Raw genomic sequence first — 17,991 nt, forward strand, 5'->3', positions numbered from 1 at the left:
TCACAAGTAAGTTGGTGTTAAGTAAAGTAGGAGCGTATATGGCTGGTTTGAGCGAGTTAGCTTTCGATTTGCATCATGCTAGCGAAGATGAGATTTTTCAAGCATTTGTTGATTGGGTTAAAGATAACAAACATGTAGATTTGTGGCCGCATCAAGAAGAATCCATCATGGATTTGCTTGCAGGAGACCACGTTATTTTAAACACTCCAACAGGTTCTGGAAAATCTCTAGTAGCACTCGGCATGCATTTCACAGCACTCGCCACCGGCAGACGCTCCTACTATACTGCGCCAATTAAAGCTCTCGTATCCGAAAAATTCTTCGATTTAGTAGCTATTTTTGGGCGTGACAACGTTGGTATGATTACAGGCGACTCGCATATTAATGCGGATGCTCCAATAATCTGCTGCACGGCGGAAATCTTAGCAAATCAAGCTTTACGTGAAGGCGTAAATGCTGAAGTTGATTGCGTTGCAATGGACGAATTCCACTACTATGGTGATCCAGAGCGTGGATGGGCTTGGCAAGTTCCGCTGCTTACACTTCCAAATACGCAATTCTTACTTATGAGTGCAACTCTTGGAGACGTAACGGATATTGCGGAACGCTTAGAAAAATCAACAAAAAGAAACGTCGATATTATTGCAGACGCTCCAAGACCAATCCCACTCGAATATGAGTACACAGATAAGCCACTTGCCACAACTGTAGAACTCTTATTTAACAAGGGTTTAACGCCAATCTACGTAGTTCATTTTTCGCAAGACGCAGCTCTAGAAACAGCTCAAGCGCTAGCTAGTACGGGAGTTTCTAGCAAAGAGCAGCGAGACAAAATTGCTCAAGCGATTAAAGGCACTAAATTTACTACAGGCTTCGGCAAAATTTTGCAAAGGCTACTGCGCACAGGCGTTGGCGTACATCACGCTGGCATGCTTCCGCGCTACCGCAGGCTTGTTGAACAGCTAGCTCAGCAAGGATTGTTGCCCGTTATTTGCGGCACAGACACTCTTGGCGTTGGTATTAACGTGCCAATTCACTCTGTTGTGCTTACAGCGCTAACAAAGTTTGATGGGAATCGTAGTCGCAAGCTTCGCGCTCGCGAGTTTCATCAAATTGCAGGTCGTGCAGGCAGAATGGGGTTTGATACAGAGGGCTTAGTAGTTGCAGAGGCTCCAGAGTTCGAGATTGAAAACGCGCGCGCTGTTGCAAAAGCTGGCAATGACCCTAAGAAGCTTAAAAAAGTTAAGCGTAAGAAGGCTCCAGAGGGCTTTGTTGTTTGGGGCGAACCAACGTTTACTAAGCTTATTGAAAGTGCTCCAGAAACTTTGAATCCTCATATGGTTGTAACGCATTCAATGATTTTGAACGAAGTTACGCAAGGCGGAGACGCTAGAGCACGCGTTGAAAAACTTATTGAAGATAGTGCGCAAAAGCCGCAAGATAAAGAGAAATTGCTTGAGCGTTGCAACGATATTTTCCAAACTCTGCTCGATACTCAAGTTATTGAATCTAAAAAGCGCGCGAACGGTTCTTGCAATTATGAGCTTGATGTTGCAATGCCTGAAGGCTTTGCGCTGGATCAGCCGCTTTCTCCGTTCTTGCTCGCAGCTTTGGAACTTCTTGACCCAGAATCTCAAAGCTATGCGCTTGACGTAATTTCTATGGTTGAAGCAACTTTAGATGACCCTAAGCCTGTTCTTCGCGCGCAGGAGCGTAAGGCTCGCGATGCTGCAATGGCTGGAATGAAAGACGATGGCGTTGACTACGAGGAGCGCATGGAACGCTTGGCGGAAGTCAGTTACCCTAAGCCTCTTGAAGATTTGCTTGAGCCTGCTTTTGCGCAATATCGCAAGGATGTTCCTTGGGCAAACGACTACTGGATTAAGCCTAAATCTGTGCTTCGAGACATGGTTGAAACTGCTTCCGATTTTACTGGATATATTTCGCGCTATGGCATTGCTAGAAGTGAGGGAACGCTTCTTCGCTATCTTTCGGACGCTTACCGTTCGCTTGCTCGCACTGTGCCAGAAGATATGTTTAACGAAGAATTGCGTGACATTATTTCGTGGCTTCGTCTTGTTGTGCGCTCTATTGATTCTAGTCTTGTTGACGAGTGGGAGAGTGCTGGAGGATCGGATGCTGAAGCTAGCGCTGTAACTACGGCTGCGCCTTCAACTTCTGAGTCTGTAGTTGAGGATCGTCGTGGACTTATTGTGTTGATTAGAAACGCAATGTTTCGTCGCGTGCAGCTTATGGATTTGGAAGATGCGGATACTTTAGGAGAGCTTGACAAGGCTTGGGGTTACGGAGTTCACGAGTGGAATGATGTTCTTGACGATTACTACGACGAGCACGAGTATGTTGGAATAGATGCCAAGGCTCGAAGTGGCGACTTGTTTATTTTGGATGATTCGCTTGAGAAGAGTGAACATTCGTGGAAAGTTCGGCAGATAATCGACGATTCAGACGGGGATCATAATTGGGCTATTACTGGCGTTGTCGATTTAGATACAACGCAAGATGAAGGTGAAGTTGTGTTCTTCGATTACCAAGTTTCGCACGTGTGATTTTTAAAAATGTGCTAACAGAATGCGAAATGCAAGACGCAAAATGCAATCGAACGTTTGTTCTATATGTAGTGTAAGCTGGTATTTATGGAGCAGGATTTATTTGCAGCAAGCAGCGCACCGAGTAATGTAACTCGTCCGTTGGCAGTGCGTATGCGCCCGAGCAGTATTGAAGACGTGCTAGGGCAGTCGCATGCTCTAAAAGAAGGTTCGCCTTTGCGTAGGCTTGCAAATCCGCAATCTAAAGGTTCTCTTACTGCTCCAAGTTCTGTTGTGTTGTTTGGTCCTCCGGGAGTCGGTAAGACTACGCTCGCTTATATTGTTGCTCGTCAGTCTGGTCGAGTGTTTGAAGAGCTTTCTGCTGTAACGTCCGGAGTTAAAGACGTTCGTGCGGTACTTGATCGCGCGCATGAGCGTTTAGTGAGTAATGGTCAAGAAACAGTTTTATTTATTGACGAAGTTCACCGTTTTTCTAAATCTCAGCAGGATGCTTTGCTTCCAAGCGTTGAAAATCGCGACGTAACTTTTATTGGTGCTACTACCGAAAACCCGAGCTTTTCAATCATTAAGCCGTTACTTAGCAGATCAGTAGTTGTTAAACTTGCGTCGCTTAGCGTTGAAGATTTGCATACGCTTATTGAACGTGCGCTAACTAGCGAAAACGGTCTTAATAATCAGCTTAAAATCGACGATGACGCAATAGATTCTATTATTCGCTTAAGCGGGGGGGACGCTCGCAAAACTCTCACTATTTTAGAGGCGGCTGCAGGGGCAGTAACAGGAGATGTTGCGTTGCAGCATGGCAAAAAGAAGCCTGTAATTACTGATGATATTGTTTCTAACGTAATGGATACTACTACAGTTCGTTACGACAAAGATGGCGACGATCATTACGATGTGATTTCTGCTTTTATTAAGTCGATGCGCGGAAGTGATGTTGACGCTTCTTTGCATTACTTAGCGCGAATGCTTAGAGCTGGTGAAGATCCGCGTTTTATTGCAAGGCGAATTATGATTGCTGCTGCAGAAGAAGTTGGTATGGCAGCTCCGCAAATTTTGCAAGTAACTGTTGCTGCAGCTCAAGCTGTTGCTTTAATCGGAATGCCGGAAGCGCGCATTATTCTTTCTGAAGCTGTGATTGCTGTAGCAACTGCTCCTAAATCAAACGCAAGCTATAACGCTATTAATAAGGCTTTGCAAGACGTTGATGCTGGAAATATTGGTCAAGTGCCTCTTCATTTACGCAACGCCCCGACTGCTTTGATGAAAAGTTGGGGAAACCATGACGGGTACAAGTATGCTCACGATTATCCGGGTGCTGTGGCATCGCAACAGTATATGCCAGATGAGCTAGTTGGTCGCGAATACTATCAGCCGTCGAATCGTGGCTACGAGCATGAGCTTACTCAACGCTTATCTCAAATCCGTGCCATTCTTCACAATTCTGAAAATAAAAATAATAAAACTAATTCGTAAATGTTTTATTCATTTATTCACGCACAAGCATAATGTGTTCAACGCTGTCTAATGGGGATACGCGGAACAAAACAAAACGATTGCCGATTACTTGCACGACTTCGGCACCGAGCTTTTGAGCAAGTGCATCAGCAGCTTCTTTGGCGCTTAATCCGGAACCATCTTGCACAGCACACTTCATGAGCTCGTGGTACTGCATGGTTTCGTCTGCTTGCTTCACAGCTGCATCAGTAATATCGTTCTTGCCAACGTATAAAAGTGGGCTAAGCGTATTAGCGAGCGCGCGAAGCTGCTTAATCTGCTTCTTTGTCAATGCCATAAGGAGTCCTTTCAAATGCAAGTTTTATAACGCAAATATTACATAAATTACATAGTGCTTAACGGATTATACAGTATATTGCGAATTGTTGCATGTGATAATACAAATTTATTTATTGCGCATTTATTCCGTAGTTATTCCGTATTTATTGCGCTTGCTGCAAAAGGTGAAATATTTTCAAAATTTTTTATTACAAAGGTAGCATTTTGCACACAATAATCGCGCTTACAACACAAAGAGTAACTACTAATAGCAGTACATCTTTTATATGCATTTTCCATGAGTGCAAGTGAGTTCTTTCAGCTCCAGGCGCGTAGCAGCGTGCATCTAATGCGAGCGCAAGAATGTCAGCATGGCGAATTACTCCTGCAAAACCTGGCACAATTAAAGCTGTTATGGCGTGTACTCGTTGTTTAAAAGAACCATCTCGAATGCTACTTCCTCGAGCGATTTGCGCTAGTGCCACAGAGTGCGCTTCTGCACTAAGTGTTGGCAAGAACCGTAGCGCTAGGCTCATAATAAGTGCTATTTCTTGCGTTGGTATTCCAATATGTCGAAGTGGTGATAGTAATCGTGTGCAAGATTCGTTAAGCGTTGTCTGACTCATTGTTAATACTAGAACTGCTCCAATGATAATAACAAGCGAGAATCGTGTTGCAAAAAGTATTGCATAGTTAATTCCATCGGTTGTAATAGGAATAGTTGCAATATTTGCTAGCACTGTGCCGGTTCGCACTGCGAGAATGTTCAGTAGTCCGGAGAAAACAAATATTGCAATAATCATGTGCAGCGAAGCAATAAGTTTAACGAATGGTATTTTTGCAGCAACAGTTAGAGTAAATGTTACAAAAGCAAGAATAGCTAACTGTATGTAGTTAGTAATACTAAAAGCACTTAGCATAAGAATAAAGCATGATAGAAGCGTCGCGCGTGGGTCAAAAGATTTAAGTAGTGAAGTTGTTTTTGCTTTTGTGGAACTTTCTTTGTTTTTGGTATTTTCAATATTTTTTGCTGTGCTGCATTCTTTATTGCTTGCTTTATTCCTTGTTTTTAATGTTACTAGTCTTGCGCCTAAATTTTCTGCTTCTTGAAGATTATGCGTAATAAGTATTATGGTTACGCCTTGATTATGTAGCATTCCAAGAATTTTTCGGATACGTAACGCAGCTTCAAAATCTAATCCAGCTGTTGGCTCATCCAGTACGAGTACGCGTGGCTTGCAAGCTAAAACGCCAGCTATTGCAACAAGACGCTGCTGACCTCCAGAAAGCGCAAAAGGTGATTTTTCAGCCAAATTCTCAAGGTTCAGTAAGCGTAGTGTTTCATCCACACGTTCTTTAAGAGCACTGTCTTTTAGCCCAAAATTTTTTGGCCCATAAGCGACATCGTTCCGTACTGTATCAGCAAAAAGCTGTTGTTCTGGCAGTTGCATAACGTAGCCAATTGTTTGATGTAGTTTTTGTCGTATTATTCTAGATGTTTTACCTTTAACAGATATGCCATGTACTGTTATATTTCCTGAATTGGCTTTTAACAATCCACACATTGTTTTAGCAAGAGTTGATTTACCGCAGCCGTTTTCGCCCATTATTGCAACTGTTTCGCCGCTTTTAACAGTTAGTGAATAATCGTCAATAACAGCTGGAGAAGTTTTATCATATTGAACAGTTAGTCCGGAAATTTCTACAGCGATATCTGACTTATTTTCTTTGAATCTGCTATCTGTTAAGTTCTTGTTGTCGCTAATTTTAGTTACATGATTATTTGCTAATTCAATATTAGAAAAGTAAGTTTTTAAACCATTAAAGCTTATTTCTTTCAGGTTACCATTTTCTAGTAAAAGTATGCGATTTGCGCGTTTGCATTCCTCAAAATTATGTGTAATTTGAACGATAGTAGTGCCATTTTTGTGCAAATTATCAAATAAAGCATCAACGTCTTTACGTGCGAACGAGTCGAGCATAGAAGTAGGTTCGTCAAGAACAAGCAGTTTAGAATTCATAGCAATAGCACTTGCTAAAGCTACTCGTTGCTGCTGTCCGCCGCTCATAGTGCTAGGGTCAGCGTAACGTTTATCTTCCATATGAACAGTTTTTAAAGCTTCACTGATACGCTCATACATTGCTTTTTGAGGGAATTGCAAATTTTCTAGTCCAAAAGCAACATCTTCTTCAGTAATTGTGGTAATAATCTGGTCTTCAGGACTTTGGAAAAGTGCACCAATATATTTTCGTGCATTTTTATATGATTCAGCACAAGCAGTAGTATTTTCAAAAACTTTTTCGCCGCACAATGTAACATAACCGCTATCTGGAGCTGTTAAACCTGCAATAATTTTTGCTAAGGTTGATTTACCAGAACCGTTTAATCCCACAATTGCCACGCGTTCGCCAGGATTAATTGTAAGACTTAAATTATTAAGCGTCCAAGTTTTTCCATCATCGTAGCTAAAGCAAATATTTCGCAACACTACTTGCGCATTGTTTTCAATCATGTGCTTCTTAGCTTCGTTCATGCTATTACTTGTGCTGATATTATGCATAACTATTCCGTTTGGGATAATTATTTATTTTCGTGTAGCAGGTTAGAAATTGGTTTGTAAATAAGCAAAGTTACTACTACGTGCAAAGCAAGTTTAATAATATTAAATGGCAGTAATGCTGGAAGAATAAGAGCCGCAACCTGCGAAACAGTTATGTGAGCGTAAAGAGGAGTAATAACAAGATTTCCACCTATTGCAAGAGCAATAGCAGCAATCGAGCCTGCCAAAAGTGCAATGATTGCGCCTTTTTTGGTATGCATTTTTTTGTATACGATTGCTGCTGTAACGCTAGCTCCTAAAGATACTAGCACTGCCATAACTGTGCCGAGTGGATTGGTAAATAAGTGTGGTGCAAAGCCGAGTATGCTTACGATTGCTGCAGCTGCAGGACCATACGCGAATCCTGCTACGAGACACACGATTCCAGAAGGATCGTATTTAAGATAGCTGAGGTCTGGAATAAGTGGAAATTCTATGAAACTTACAGCCATTGAAAGTGCCACGAATAGAGCGTATTTTGCTATTTTTTCGCTAGACCAGTTAGAGTTCTTTGCATAAGTTTGGTGATTATTTGTATTAGAAATGCCCATGATGGGTCTCCGTTTCTTTCATCCGGACTGTAACCGTTGGCTTCGGAATTTAACCGAATCAGCAGCTTGTAAGCTGCTCGCGGGCTTCAAAAACGCATGAAACACGTATTTTGTTACCGCCAGTAAGGATTTTCACCTTCCCTGAAACTAACTATTCTTTTGTATCTCATGCTAAGAACATTGTTGTGATAATTGTGTGGCGAGGGTAGGTGCGAGAATACAAGTATGAGCAATACGAGTGCATCAAAAAAAATTAGTACTAATAACGCAACTAGCATTGATAAATTAGCTATTGTTGTTGTCACTTATAAGCGTCAAGAGCTTTTGGAGAATTTATTTCATTCGTTTGAATGTTTAAAAGAATGCCCTTGGCGTATTGTCGTTGTTGACAATGAGTGCAGTGACACAACCGGCGAAATGGTTGCTCGTCTTGAAGCTTCTTTAACTAATCGTTGGGGTAAAGCTCAAAAAGATTGTGAAGGCAATGAACTTCATGTTGTGTATGCTCCGCAAGATGAAAATCTTGGTGGTGCTGGCGGTTTTAGTGCTGGTGTTAAAAAAGCTTATGAACTTGGAGCTAAGTGGTTCTGGGTTATGGATGACGATGTTGAAACAGTGCCTGAATCTATTGAGCGTCTTGCTCCTTGGACTAAGCGTCACGCTGTTGTTCAAGGAAGTCGTTTAGATTACGACGGCGGTAATTTCTACTGGCAGTATGATTTTTTGGTTCCGCTTGGTATTCCAAATCCTATTGCTCCTGCTGCTTTCGGCAGAGCTGGATACAAAGTTATGAATACGATGTGTTTTGAGGGCGGCTTGATTCGTCGAGATATAGTTGAAAAAATCGGCTTCCCGGATTCGCGCTACTTTATTTACTGGGATGATACTACTTACGGGTATCTTGCGAGTAAGGTTACGAACCCTATTGTTGTTCCGGATATTATTCTTCGTCGCACTCGTGATATTCCTAATTGGGATATTGCAGGAGTGCGTCAGCTAAATTCAACATCTGACATGAATCGTTATCATATTATGCGAAATAGAGGCTTTATGGCTCGCTACTTTATGGTTCATGGCGATTTTCGTCCGTTTATGTTTGCGCTTGGAACTGCTTTAACAGCTGCTAAAGAGATTATTCGTTTGATTGCTGTCGATCGTGAGCATATTATTTCGGGTATTGGTAAATTGTTTACCGGCTGGATTGATTCTCGAAAAATTTTGCACGATCAAGACTGGAAACCTATGCCTTCGTTGAAGTAGAAGTTAGTAAACAGTAAGCGTGTCGTATCAAATATACGATAGAATACTGGTAATTGTCCATACAGCACACATTCAGAGGGGAGTGTTAGTGAAATGATTGACACTGCACAAGCATTTGGCGTCGATATTGGTGGATCCGGTATTAAGGCTGCTCCAGTAAATTTGGAAAAGGGAGAGTTCGCAGAACCTCGATACAAAATTCTCACTCCTGCGGTTTCTACGCCTCAAGCAGTTGCAGATATTGTTCGTCAGCAGCTTGAACATTTTGAAGTACCTGCAGATGTTCCTGTTGGAATTGCGTTCCCTGCTCCAATTAAGCCTGGTAAGAAGCTCGATTTTATGGCAAATCTTGACCAGTCTTGGATTGGTGTTGATGTTACTGAAGTCTTTAGTGAGGCGTGTGGTCGTCCTGTAACAGTAGTTAACGATGCTGATGCTGCTGGTTTAGCTGAGCAGCGTTTTGGTGCGGCAAAAGACAAGGATGGCTTGGTTATTGCTACTACTCTTGGCACTGGTATCGGCACGGCTTTGATTTACAACGGTGTGCTTATTCCAAACACTGAGCTTGGTCATATTCAGCTTGAAAAAGGTAAGGGCGATGCTGAAAAGTACGCTGCTTCTTCTGTTCGTGAAAAGTTGGATATGGGCTATAAGAAGTGGGCTAAGCGTTTGACTAAGTACTACGGCTTGATGGAAAAGTATTTCAACCCAGATTTGTTTGTTGTCGGTGGTGGCGTTAGCCGCGTAAGCGAAAAGTTCTTGCCGCATATCGATATTAAAACTCCTATTGTTGTTGCAACATTGCATAATGAGGCTGGAATTATTGGTGCAGCTTACTATGCAATGCAAAAAATGCAGCAAAACTAAAAAATAACTAAATATTATTTATTATCTATTGAGCTGGGTGAGCAGTTTATACTGCAGCCCAGCTTTTGTTATGCCAAGTGTTAGGGTAGTTTCGTGCGATTTTCTTCTAGAGTAGATGTGAGTGAGCCAAATCCTATTATTTTAGCTCAGCGAAAAGCTATTTTTAATGGCGTAAAGCTTACTAAATTAAATGATTCCAATCCAACGTCTCACGGCTTAGCTCCTCAATGTTTAAGCGGATGTTACACAGCAGACCCTAGAGGTCCTAAGGAAATTCGCGATATTCTTTCAAACTTCATCAATAAGCGAGATAACCGCACTGAAAAGTCTGTTCCACCAAAGCTTAATCCAGATCAGCTTTATGTGCTTTCTTCAACTTCTCAAGCTTACGCATGGCTTATGATGCTTTTATGCGATGCAGGGGATGCTGTTATGGGACCAACTCCTGGATATCCTCTTATAGAGTCTATTGCACGCTTGCAATGCGTGAATGCAATACCGTATCCTTTGCACTATGATGGTTCTTGGACTATTGATATTGCGCGTGTTAGAGAACTTTTAGAAGATGCGTCTTTGCGTATTAAAGCTCTTGTGCTTATTAATCCAAATAATCCTACAGGCTCATATGTCAAGCCTGAAGAACGTGAAATACTATTGCAATTATGTCGTGATAATGGTGTTGCGATTATTGCAGACGAAGTATTTTATGAATATTCGCTTGAATCTTTTGCTGGCAATGCTCGTTTTGCTGGAGAATCTTCTACTTTAGTTTTTGCGCTTGATGGATTCTCCAAAATGCTTGCTGCTCCTCACGCCAAAGTTGGTTGGATTGAAGTTTCAGGTCCTAAAGATGATGTTTATGAAGCACAAAAAAGGCTTGACGTTATAGCGGATGATTTTTTGCCTATTGGTAATACTGTTTCTGAGCGAATACCAGAATTATTGCAATATGCATCTTCTCAAAGCGCTATTGTACGGAATCGTGTTATTAATAATCTGCATACGCTTCGAGAAACGTTGGTATCCACGCCTAAATGCTGTGTTAGCGCGTTGCGTGCAGAAGGCGGATGGAATATTTTATTGCGTGTACCATCTTGCATTGACGATGATGTATTAGCTTTGAGATTGATGAAAGATTATAATCTAGTTTCTCAACCTGGATATTATTTCGATATGCCAGTTAATGGGTATTTAGCATTGTCATTATTGCCAGAGCCGCAACAGTTTATTAGCGGATTACATGCGCTTCTTCGAACTGTAGATGCATTGTTAGAAGAATAGTAATTATATAAATAATTATTTAAAACAATGTCATCCAACTTCTAAACGCGAACCATAAGTTTGGATTAAAACGAAGCGTGCTGTCTTCACGTCCTGTAACAAACCAACTGAGTACAGCAATAGCAATAGAAGCAAATAGCAATACTGCTACAAGTAAGCGTATTGTGTAAGCAATAGTTTTTTTATGTAAAGAATTTTCTGATTGCAAGGTGGACGCATACTCTAAAAGCAAGCTAATTCCAATTGCGGCAGCTATGGCAAAAGCCCATGCAAAATCAGCAATATATCTCCATCCGATACCAGCTTTTAAACTGTCAAAAACAATAAGAACAAGCCCAACTATTATAGCTATTACGCTTGTGCGCCAAGCAATATGCGTACGGCAGTGTTTTTTCATAATAAATACGCATACTATGCCAACCAATGCTAATGGTGAAAGTGTAAGCATTCCGCCAATCATAGGCTCTGCATATTGCCAACGGTCAAATGCGATAGGCTGAATACCAATCCAAGGAAAAGTTGGAATAAAACGCAAAGGTAGCGCAATATAGCTAAAAATAGACGGCAAAATATTTTGTGACGGCAAGCGCATAGTCGTCATGTCAGTAATAGTTATTTGATACTCATTGCCAAAATTTAACGGTGAGCCAAAGCGCAAAAGATTATAAATACCAAATGGAATTGCAGTAATTATGCATGGTAGTATCCAAGCTGCAAAATATTTAAAAGGCTTATACCATGAAGAAACTTGTTTCCAGTTGCGCAAAATATTTGGTAAATCTTTTTCTATGTGTGAATAAATTGCAGGAAGTGCAAAAAGAACAGCTATAGAAAAAGTAGGTCTGCATCCTAAATTTAATGCAATAAAGAAAGAACCTAAAACAATATTTAGCAAAGAGTGTGTTCTATTAAAACCTAGGTAGCACCACAATCCAAGAGATGTGAAGAAAAGTGAGGCTGCCATAGGTACGGAATAAAATGACGTTCTAAACCACAAATACACTGTATTTGAAGTAATGAAGAATAAAGCAAGAACAATAGATGTCGTTCCTAAAGATACTTTTTTTGAAGTCTGCTCAATAATTCGAATAACCAATAGGGAGCCTGCGATAAGAAAACCAATTAAGAATATTATCGTAGCTACTGTTGTTGGAAGCATAGAGCCTTCAGGAGTCCATAGTCTTGAAATAATGCGATAAGGCAAAAATAGCAATATTGCTGGAAGAACTCCAAAGTAGGAGTACCAGTGACCTTTGTAGTATGCGTAATCCCAATACATATGCTGTACTGAGTGGTTTAACAAATTATTTCTAGCCGTAGGGTCGTAAGGATTTTGCAAGTGTTCTAACTCATTAGGAACAGGAAGATTTAAATGCACTTGACCTTTTAACAATGCGTCTGCAGTGTGGGCATATTGATCAAAATCATATGCATAATTACCGTTTGTGTAAAAATGCATAGGAGTTGCGTTTCGTAAATTCCAAAAAATAGTTATTAAACCAACAGCAATAAATGGAAGAAGAGAAGCAGCAAAGCAGCAACGTTGAATAAGACTATGAGTGTTGAGTTTAATTTTCCAAAGCTTGGACCAAGGATTCCAAAGCGTAACAAGAAATGCAAAAATAGCAAGTATTAATACGCGACCCCATGACCACCTAAAAGGCACTCGAACGTTTGCTCTTGAGTCTTCAATATTTAATATTGATCCTATTGGATGTTGCAGCCATACTCTTACAATGCAAGATTTTCCTACTGCTTGTTTTGGAAGTTTAAGCAAAGATGGGTCTAAAGAAGCAGTGTTTGTGCTTTGAGGTTTGCTTAAGTATTTGTTTGCTTCAACTAAAACATTGATGTTTGAAATAAGATTATTATTTTTGCTTTTCTTTTTAATAATTGCAGGCTCTAAGCGAATATAAGGCGAACTTCCGTCGGATGTTACTTCTAAATATGCTTCTGAAGGATCCGTTATAAGAATGCCGCCAGAATCTAAGCGTCTAATTCCAGAACCTATATCGTTGTGCGCAGAAATGCTATCTGTGCTTCCTGTAACACTGCTCCAAAATGGCAGATTTCCAATAGAACATTCAAATAAGGTTATAAGAATTATTACGATGAATGGTGTTCGCAAAAAATGTAGCGCACGTTTTATGCAATGATTGTCAATTTGATTGCTTATACGGCTGTTGGCACTATTCGTCGTATTTGGCAAAGTCTTAGACGCGTATGTTGAAATCACTGCTTAACCATTCTATTGTACAATTCAAGTAATTCAGTTCAACATTTTACTCTTCGGCAACTAAATCGAGATATTCGTCATTCCACAAGTCTTCGTCGCCATCAGGCATGAGTAGCACTCGCTCAGGTTGTAAGGCTTGAACTGCACCTTCATCGTGTGTAACAAGAACGATTGCTCCCTCATATTTTGCAATAGCTTTAAGTATTTCATCTCGAGATGCTGGGTCCAAGTTGTTAGTAGGTTCGTCCAGCAGTAGCACATTGGCTTTGGAAGTTACTAGTGTTGCAAGTGCCAGACGTGTTTTTTCGCCACCTGAAAGCACTCTGGCAGGCTTCATTGCGTCGTCGCCAGAAAACAGGAAGCTGCCAAGCATAGAACGTGCTTGTGTGTCATCCAGGTTTGGTGCAACATGCTGAAGGTTTTCCAAAACTGTAGAATCCAAGTCTAATGTATCGTGTTCCTGTGCAAAATAACCGATTTTGCATCCGTGTCCGTATTGAACTTCACCAGTATCTGCTGTTTCTTCTCCTGCCAAAATTCGTAATGTTGTTGTTTTTCCAGCACCGTTATAGCCTAGAATGACAACACGTGAACCTTTGTCTATAGCAAGATTAATTCCAGCGAAAACAATATTAGAACCATACGCTTTGGAAATATCTTTTGCCATAATTGGAGTTTTTCCGCATGCAGCTGGTTCTGGAAAACGAATATCTGCAACTTTTTCTTGTTTTTGAGCTTCACTTGTTTCGCTTAATAAGCGTTCAGCTCTTCGCATCATGTTTTGAGCAGCAACTGCTTTTGTAGCTTTTGCGTGCAAGCGAATGCCTTGTTTCATAAGGCGTTCAGCTTTCTTTTCTGCAACTTCTCGTTCGCGACGACGTCTTTCTTCGTCCACTACGCGCTGATGCAAGTATGCTTTCCAGCCCATTGAGTACATGTCTATTTTTGCAAGTTGAGCATCTAAATGCCATACTTTGTTTACTACTTCGTCTAGTAATTCTGTGGAGTGAGAAATTACTAGGAAACCACCTTCAAATCGTTTAAGATAATTGCGAAGCCATATTATTGAGTCTGCGTCTAAGTGGTTTGTAGGCTCATCGAGAATTAATGTGTCTGCGTCAGAAAACAGAATTCTAGCAAGTTCTATGCGGCGACGTTGACCACCTGAAAGTGTGCCTAAAGCTTGTTGCATAACTTCTTGTGGAAGTCCCAAGCTTGTTGCCATCGATATTGCTTCAGATTGCACTGAATAACCGCCTGCTTTTTCAAAATCTTGCATTGCTTTGTCGTAGCGGTTCATAGCTTTAGTCATTATGTCTGGATCTGGATCTGTCATTTCTTTTTCCGCTTTGCGAATACGCGAAACGATAGAAGCAATATCTCGAGCGCTCATAATGCGATCTATAACGCTTTGTTCTGGGTCTGCTGCGTGTGTGTCTTGAGGTAAGTAGCCTAAACCTCCACTAACTCTAACCGAGCCTCCTGCTGGCAGCATGTCTCCTGTAATAACGCGAGTAAGCGTAGTTTTGCCTGCGCCGTTTCTGCCGACTAAACCGATCTTATCTCCCTTTGTGATGTGAAAATCGGTAGGATTTAACAGCGTTCGCGCACCAATCTGAATGGTTAAAGCTTGTGCGTCAATAGGCATAATGTCTGTTCCGTTCCCCAAAATTTAGGCTGTTAGTATTTATTACTTATAAAAGTCATAAGCAAACTCACTATTATACTGCTTACTGGTAACGAATACAGCAAGTGGTTGATAGTCAAATACTTTACTTTTTCGAACACTTGTTCTATAATTTCTTGTTAGTGATAAAATTTGGTATTGGTTGGGAATATTCAAGTGATTATGGGGAAGTGTGGAGGTAATTGTGTCAGAACAGGCGAATGAACAAAACGACTCGTTGCAAGAATTGCTTGATAATGCTCCTATGTGCGCTAACAACGGTACTTTTATAGCTGATTTATCTAGTATTCCTTCTGAATGGAAAATAACTATCCAGGGTGCTAGAGAGCACAATCTAAAAAATGTAAGTTTGTCGATTCCTAGGAATCGTATGGTTGTTTTTACTGGTCTTTCTGGATCTGGTAAGTCCTCGCTTGCGTTTGATACGCTTTTTGCAGAAGGTCAGCGACGCTATGTTGAGTCGCTTAGTGCTTATGCTCGCCAATTTTTAGGGCGTATGGATAAGCCTGATGTTGATTTTATTGAGGGTCTAAGTCCTGCTGTTTCTATTGATCAAAAAACTACGAATCGCAATCCTCGTTCTACTGTTGGAACTATTACAGAAATATATGATTATTTGCGATTATTGTTTGCTAGGATTGGTGTGCCTCACTGTCCTGAATGTGGTCAAATAGTAAGTTCTCAAACTCCTCAGCAAATGACAGATTCATTGCTTGCTATGCCAGAACGTACGAGATTGCAAATTCTTGCTCCAGTAGTTCGTGGACGTAAAGGAGAATTTAAAGATACGCTTGAGCTTTTACGCTCAGATGGTTATGCTCGTGCGATTATTGATGGGCAAATGCATGAGCTTTCTGAAGATATTACTCTTACTAAACAGAAGAAACATACAATTGAAGTAGTAGTAGATCGTTTAGTTATTAAAGATGGCATTCGTGTTCGATTAACTGATTCGATTGAAACAGCATTAAAACTATCTAAAGGAGTAGTAATTGCTGATTTTGTTGACGAACCAGAAGACTCGCAAACGCGTCGTAAATCATTTTCGGAACATCGTGCATGTCCAAATAATCATCAATTAGAGCTTGATGAGATCGAGCCTAGAACATTTTCATTCAATGCTCCTTATGGTGCTTGCTCTGAATGTTCTGGTATTGGATACAATCTCGAAATTGATCCTGAACTTGTTATTCCGGATCCAGACAAATCTCTTGCGCAAGGAGCTATTGAGCCGTGGGCAATGAATAAGTCAGCTGGAATGTATTATCAGCACATACTTTCAGGACTTGCTAAAGATTTGCATTTTGATATGAATACTCCGTGGAAGGATCTAGCGGAAGACGTTAAATATGACATCATGTATGGTCATGATTTCACGGTTCAAGTTTCCTACACAAATAGGTGGGGGCGTCAGCGTGAATATTCTACTGGCTTTGAAGGTGTAGTTCGTACGCTTATGCGCAAACATGACGAAACTGATTCTGATCAAATGCGTCAATATTATGAGTCGTATATGCGTGAAGTTCCATGCCAAAAATGTAATGGAAAGCGTTTACGCCCAGAAGTTCTTGCGGTTACAGTATCTAATACTTCCATAGCTGAAGTTTGCGATATGCCAGTAGAGCGAAGTCTAGCGTGGGTAAATGCTTTGCATTTGGATGGTTCTCAAGCAGTAATTGCAACAGAAATATTAAAAGAGATTCGTGCTCGACTTGGTTTTTTGAACGATGTGGGTTTAAGCTATCTTACTCTTTCAAGAGCTGCAAAAACTTTGTCTGGTGGAGAGGCTCAACGTATTCGTTTAGCTACTCAAATTGGATCAGGTTTAGTTGGTGTTATGTACGTGCTTGATGAGCCGTCTATTGGATTGCATCAAAGAGATAATGAGCGTTTGATTGCAACATTGCATCATCTGCGAAATCTTGGTAATACGCTTATTGTTGTTGAGCATGATGAAGATACCATTCGTCAGTCTGATTGGCTTGTTGATATTGGTCCAGAAGCTGGTGAGCACGGAGGAGAAGTAGTATATTCAGGTCCGTCTGATGGAATTATTAAAGCTCAGCGTTCAATTACTGGAGATTATATTGCTCACAGACGCTCAATAGATGTGCCAAAACAACGTCGTAGTGTAGACGAAAATCGTATGCTTCATATAATTAATGCCCATGAGCATAATTTAAAAAATATTGATGTAAGCATACCTTTGGGAGTATTCACATGCATAACGGGTGTATCTGGATCTGGTAAATCAACACTTATAAACTCAATTTTGTATCCTGTTCTTGCAGACAAACTAAATGGTGCTCGAATTGTTTCAGGAAAGCACAAACGTATTGATGGTATTGAGCTTTGTGACAAAGTAGTGCATGTCGATCAGAATCCTATAGGAAGAACTCCTCGTTCTAATCCAGCAACTTACACTGGTGTTTGGGATAAAATACGTTCATTGTTTGCTCAGACTCCAGAAGCAAAAGTTCGTGGCTATGGTCCTGGTCGCTTCTCGTTTAATGTTAAAGGAGGCAGATGTGAAGCATGTCATGGCGACGGTACTTTAAAAATAGAAATGAACTTTTTGCCTGACGTATACGTAGAGTGTGAAGTTTGTCATGGTAAACGTTATAACCGTGAAACTTTGGAAGTTACATATAACGGAAAGTCTGTTGCAGATGTTCTTAATATGCCTATTTGTGAAGCTGCAATATTTTTCAAAGCATATCCTTCTATTTCTCGATATTTAGATACTTTAGTAAAAGTTGGCTTGGGCTATATTCGTCTTGGTCAAAGCGCAACAACACTTTCTGGCGGTGAGTCTCAACGAGTAAAGCTTGCTACAGAGCTGCAGAGAAGATCTACTGGTAAAACAGTTTATATTCTCGATGAACCTACTACTGGACTGCATTTTGAAGATGTTAGGAAACTTCTAGCGGTTTTGCAATCTCTTGTAGATAAAGGCAACAGTGTTATTGTAATTGAACATAATCTTGATGTTGTGAAATCTGCAGATTGGATTATTGATTTAGGTCCAGAAGGAGGAGATAAAGGCGGAACCTTAGTTGCAGAAGGTAGTCCTGAGAGCGTAGCGCGTAATGGCGAGAGTTGGACAGGTAAATTCCTTAAGCAAATGTTACATTAAAAGTTCAAAAAAGTTACCGATCTGTAATTT

Annotated in this window: 11 protein-coding genes and 1 riboswitch; of the genes, 6 read left to right on the plus strand and 5 right to left on the minus strand. The window is 40.7% G+C overall.

Annotation, left to right across the window (positions count from 1 at the left end):
- Positions 1–38 precede the first annotated feature (38 nt).
- Together HXT48_RS03060 and HXT48_RS03065 are read left to right on the plus strand one after the other, a co-directional pair.
- A complete protein-coding gene (locus tag HXT48_RS03060; protein WP_012914207.1) occupies positions 39–2,567 on the plus strand; it encodes a DEAD/DEAH box helicase in 2,529 nt (842 codons plus the stop codon).
- A gap of 87 nt (positions 2,568–2,654) precedes the next feature.
- Positions 2,655–4,043: a replication-associated recombination protein A gene (locus HXT48_RS03065; protein ID WP_012914206.1), complete on the plus strand. Its 1,389-nt coding sequence runs from the start codon at positions 2,655–2,657 to the stop codon at positions 4,041–4,043.
- Between the two features lie 13 nt (positions 4,044–4,056).
- Here HXT48_RS03065 and HXT48_RS03070 read toward each other — a convergent pair whose 3' ends face one another.
- The 3 genes from HXT48_RS03070 to HXT48_RS03080 all read right to left on the minus strand — a co-directional run bounded on the left by HXT48_RS03070 (position 4,057) and on the right by HXT48_RS03080 (position 7,494).
- The gene (locus HXT48_RS03070) at positions 4,057–4,362 is read right to left on the minus strand and encodes a YhbY family RNA-binding protein (protein ID WP_004108863.1); all 306 of its coding nucleotides are present in this window, start codon (positions 4,360–4,362) and stop codon (positions 4,057–4,059) included.
- 190 nt (positions 4,363–4,552) lie between these two features.
- Positions 4,553–6,877, minus strand: a complete 2,325-nt coding sequence (locus HXT48_RS03075) for an energy-coupling factor transporter ATPase (RefSeq protein WP_119504446.1) — start codon at positions 6,875–6,877, stop codon at positions 4,553–4,555.
- 47 nt (positions 6,878–6,924) lie between these two features.
- The gene (locus HXT48_RS03080) at positions 6,925–7,494 is read right to left on the minus strand and encodes an ECF transporter S component (protein WP_064621408.1); all 570 of its coding nucleotides are present in this window, start codon (positions 7,492–7,494) and stop codon (positions 6,925–6,927) included.
- A 6-nt stretch (positions 7,495–7,500) separates the two neighbouring features.
- Positions 7,501–7,647: riboswitch (FMN riboswitch) on the minus strand.
- Positions 7,648–7,719: 72 nt separating this feature from the next.
- Here HXT48_RS03080 and HXT48_RS03085 point away from each other — a divergent pair.
- The 3 genes from HXT48_RS03085 (at position 7,720) to HXT48_RS03095 (ending at position 10,902) form a co-directional block, all read left to right on the plus strand.
- Entirely contained in the window at positions 7,720–8,754 is a 1,035-nt protein-coding gene (locus HXT48_RS03085; protein WP_064621409.1) for a glycosyltransferase family 2 protein, read from the plus strand.
- 93 nt (positions 8,755–8,847) lie between these two features.
- Complete coding sequence (gene ppgK / locus HXT48_RS03090; RefSeq protein WP_004108876.1) at positions 8,848–9,621, plus strand: polyphosphate--glucose phosphotransferase; 774 nt, start codon at positions 8,848–8,850, stop codon at positions 9,619–9,621.
- Positions 9,622–9,714: 93 nt separating this feature from the next.
- On the plus strand, positions 9,715–10,902 hold the full coding sequence (locus HXT48_RS03095) for a pyridoxal phosphate-dependent aminotransferase (RefSeq protein ID WP_004108878.1): 1,188 nt from the start codon (positions 9,715–9,717) through the stop codon (positions 10,900–10,902).
- A 19-nt stretch (positions 10,903–10,921) separates the two neighbouring features.
- Here the strand turns inward: HXT48_RS03095 and HXT48_RS03100 are convergent, their stop codons facing one another.
- Both HXT48_RS03100 and HXT48_RS03105 read right to left on the minus strand, forming a co-directional pair.
- Complete coding sequence (locus tag HXT48_RS03100; protein WP_421793175.1) at positions 10,922–13,138, minus strand: beta-carotene 15,15'-monooxygenase; 2,217 nt, start codon at positions 13,136–13,138, stop codon at positions 10,922–10,924.
- Positions 13,139–13,184: 46 nt separating this feature from the next.
- Positions 13,185–14,786 (minus strand): ABC-F family ATP-binding cassette domain-containing protein, encoded by a 1,602-nt coding sequence (locus HXT48_RS03105; protein ID WP_421793176.1) that lies wholly within the window; start codon positions 14,784–14,786, stop codon positions 13,185–13,187.
- Between the two features lie 283 nt (positions 14,787–15,069).
- Between HXT48_RS03105 and uvrA the strand changes: the two genes are divergently transcribed.
- Positions 15,070–17,961, plus strand: a complete 2,892-nt coding sequence (gene uvrA / locus HXT48_RS03110; RefSeq protein WP_421793194.1) for an excinuclease ABC subunit UvrA — start codon at positions 15,070–15,072, stop codon at positions 17,959–17,961.
- Positions 17,962–17,991 lie beyond the last annotated feature (30 nt).

It is taken from the genome of Gardnerella sp. KA00127 (assembly GCF_049244125.1).
GTDB classification, from domain to species: Bacteria; Actinomycetota; Actinomycetes; order Actinomycetales; family Bifidobacteriaceae; genus Bifidobacterium; species Bifidobacterium swidsinskii.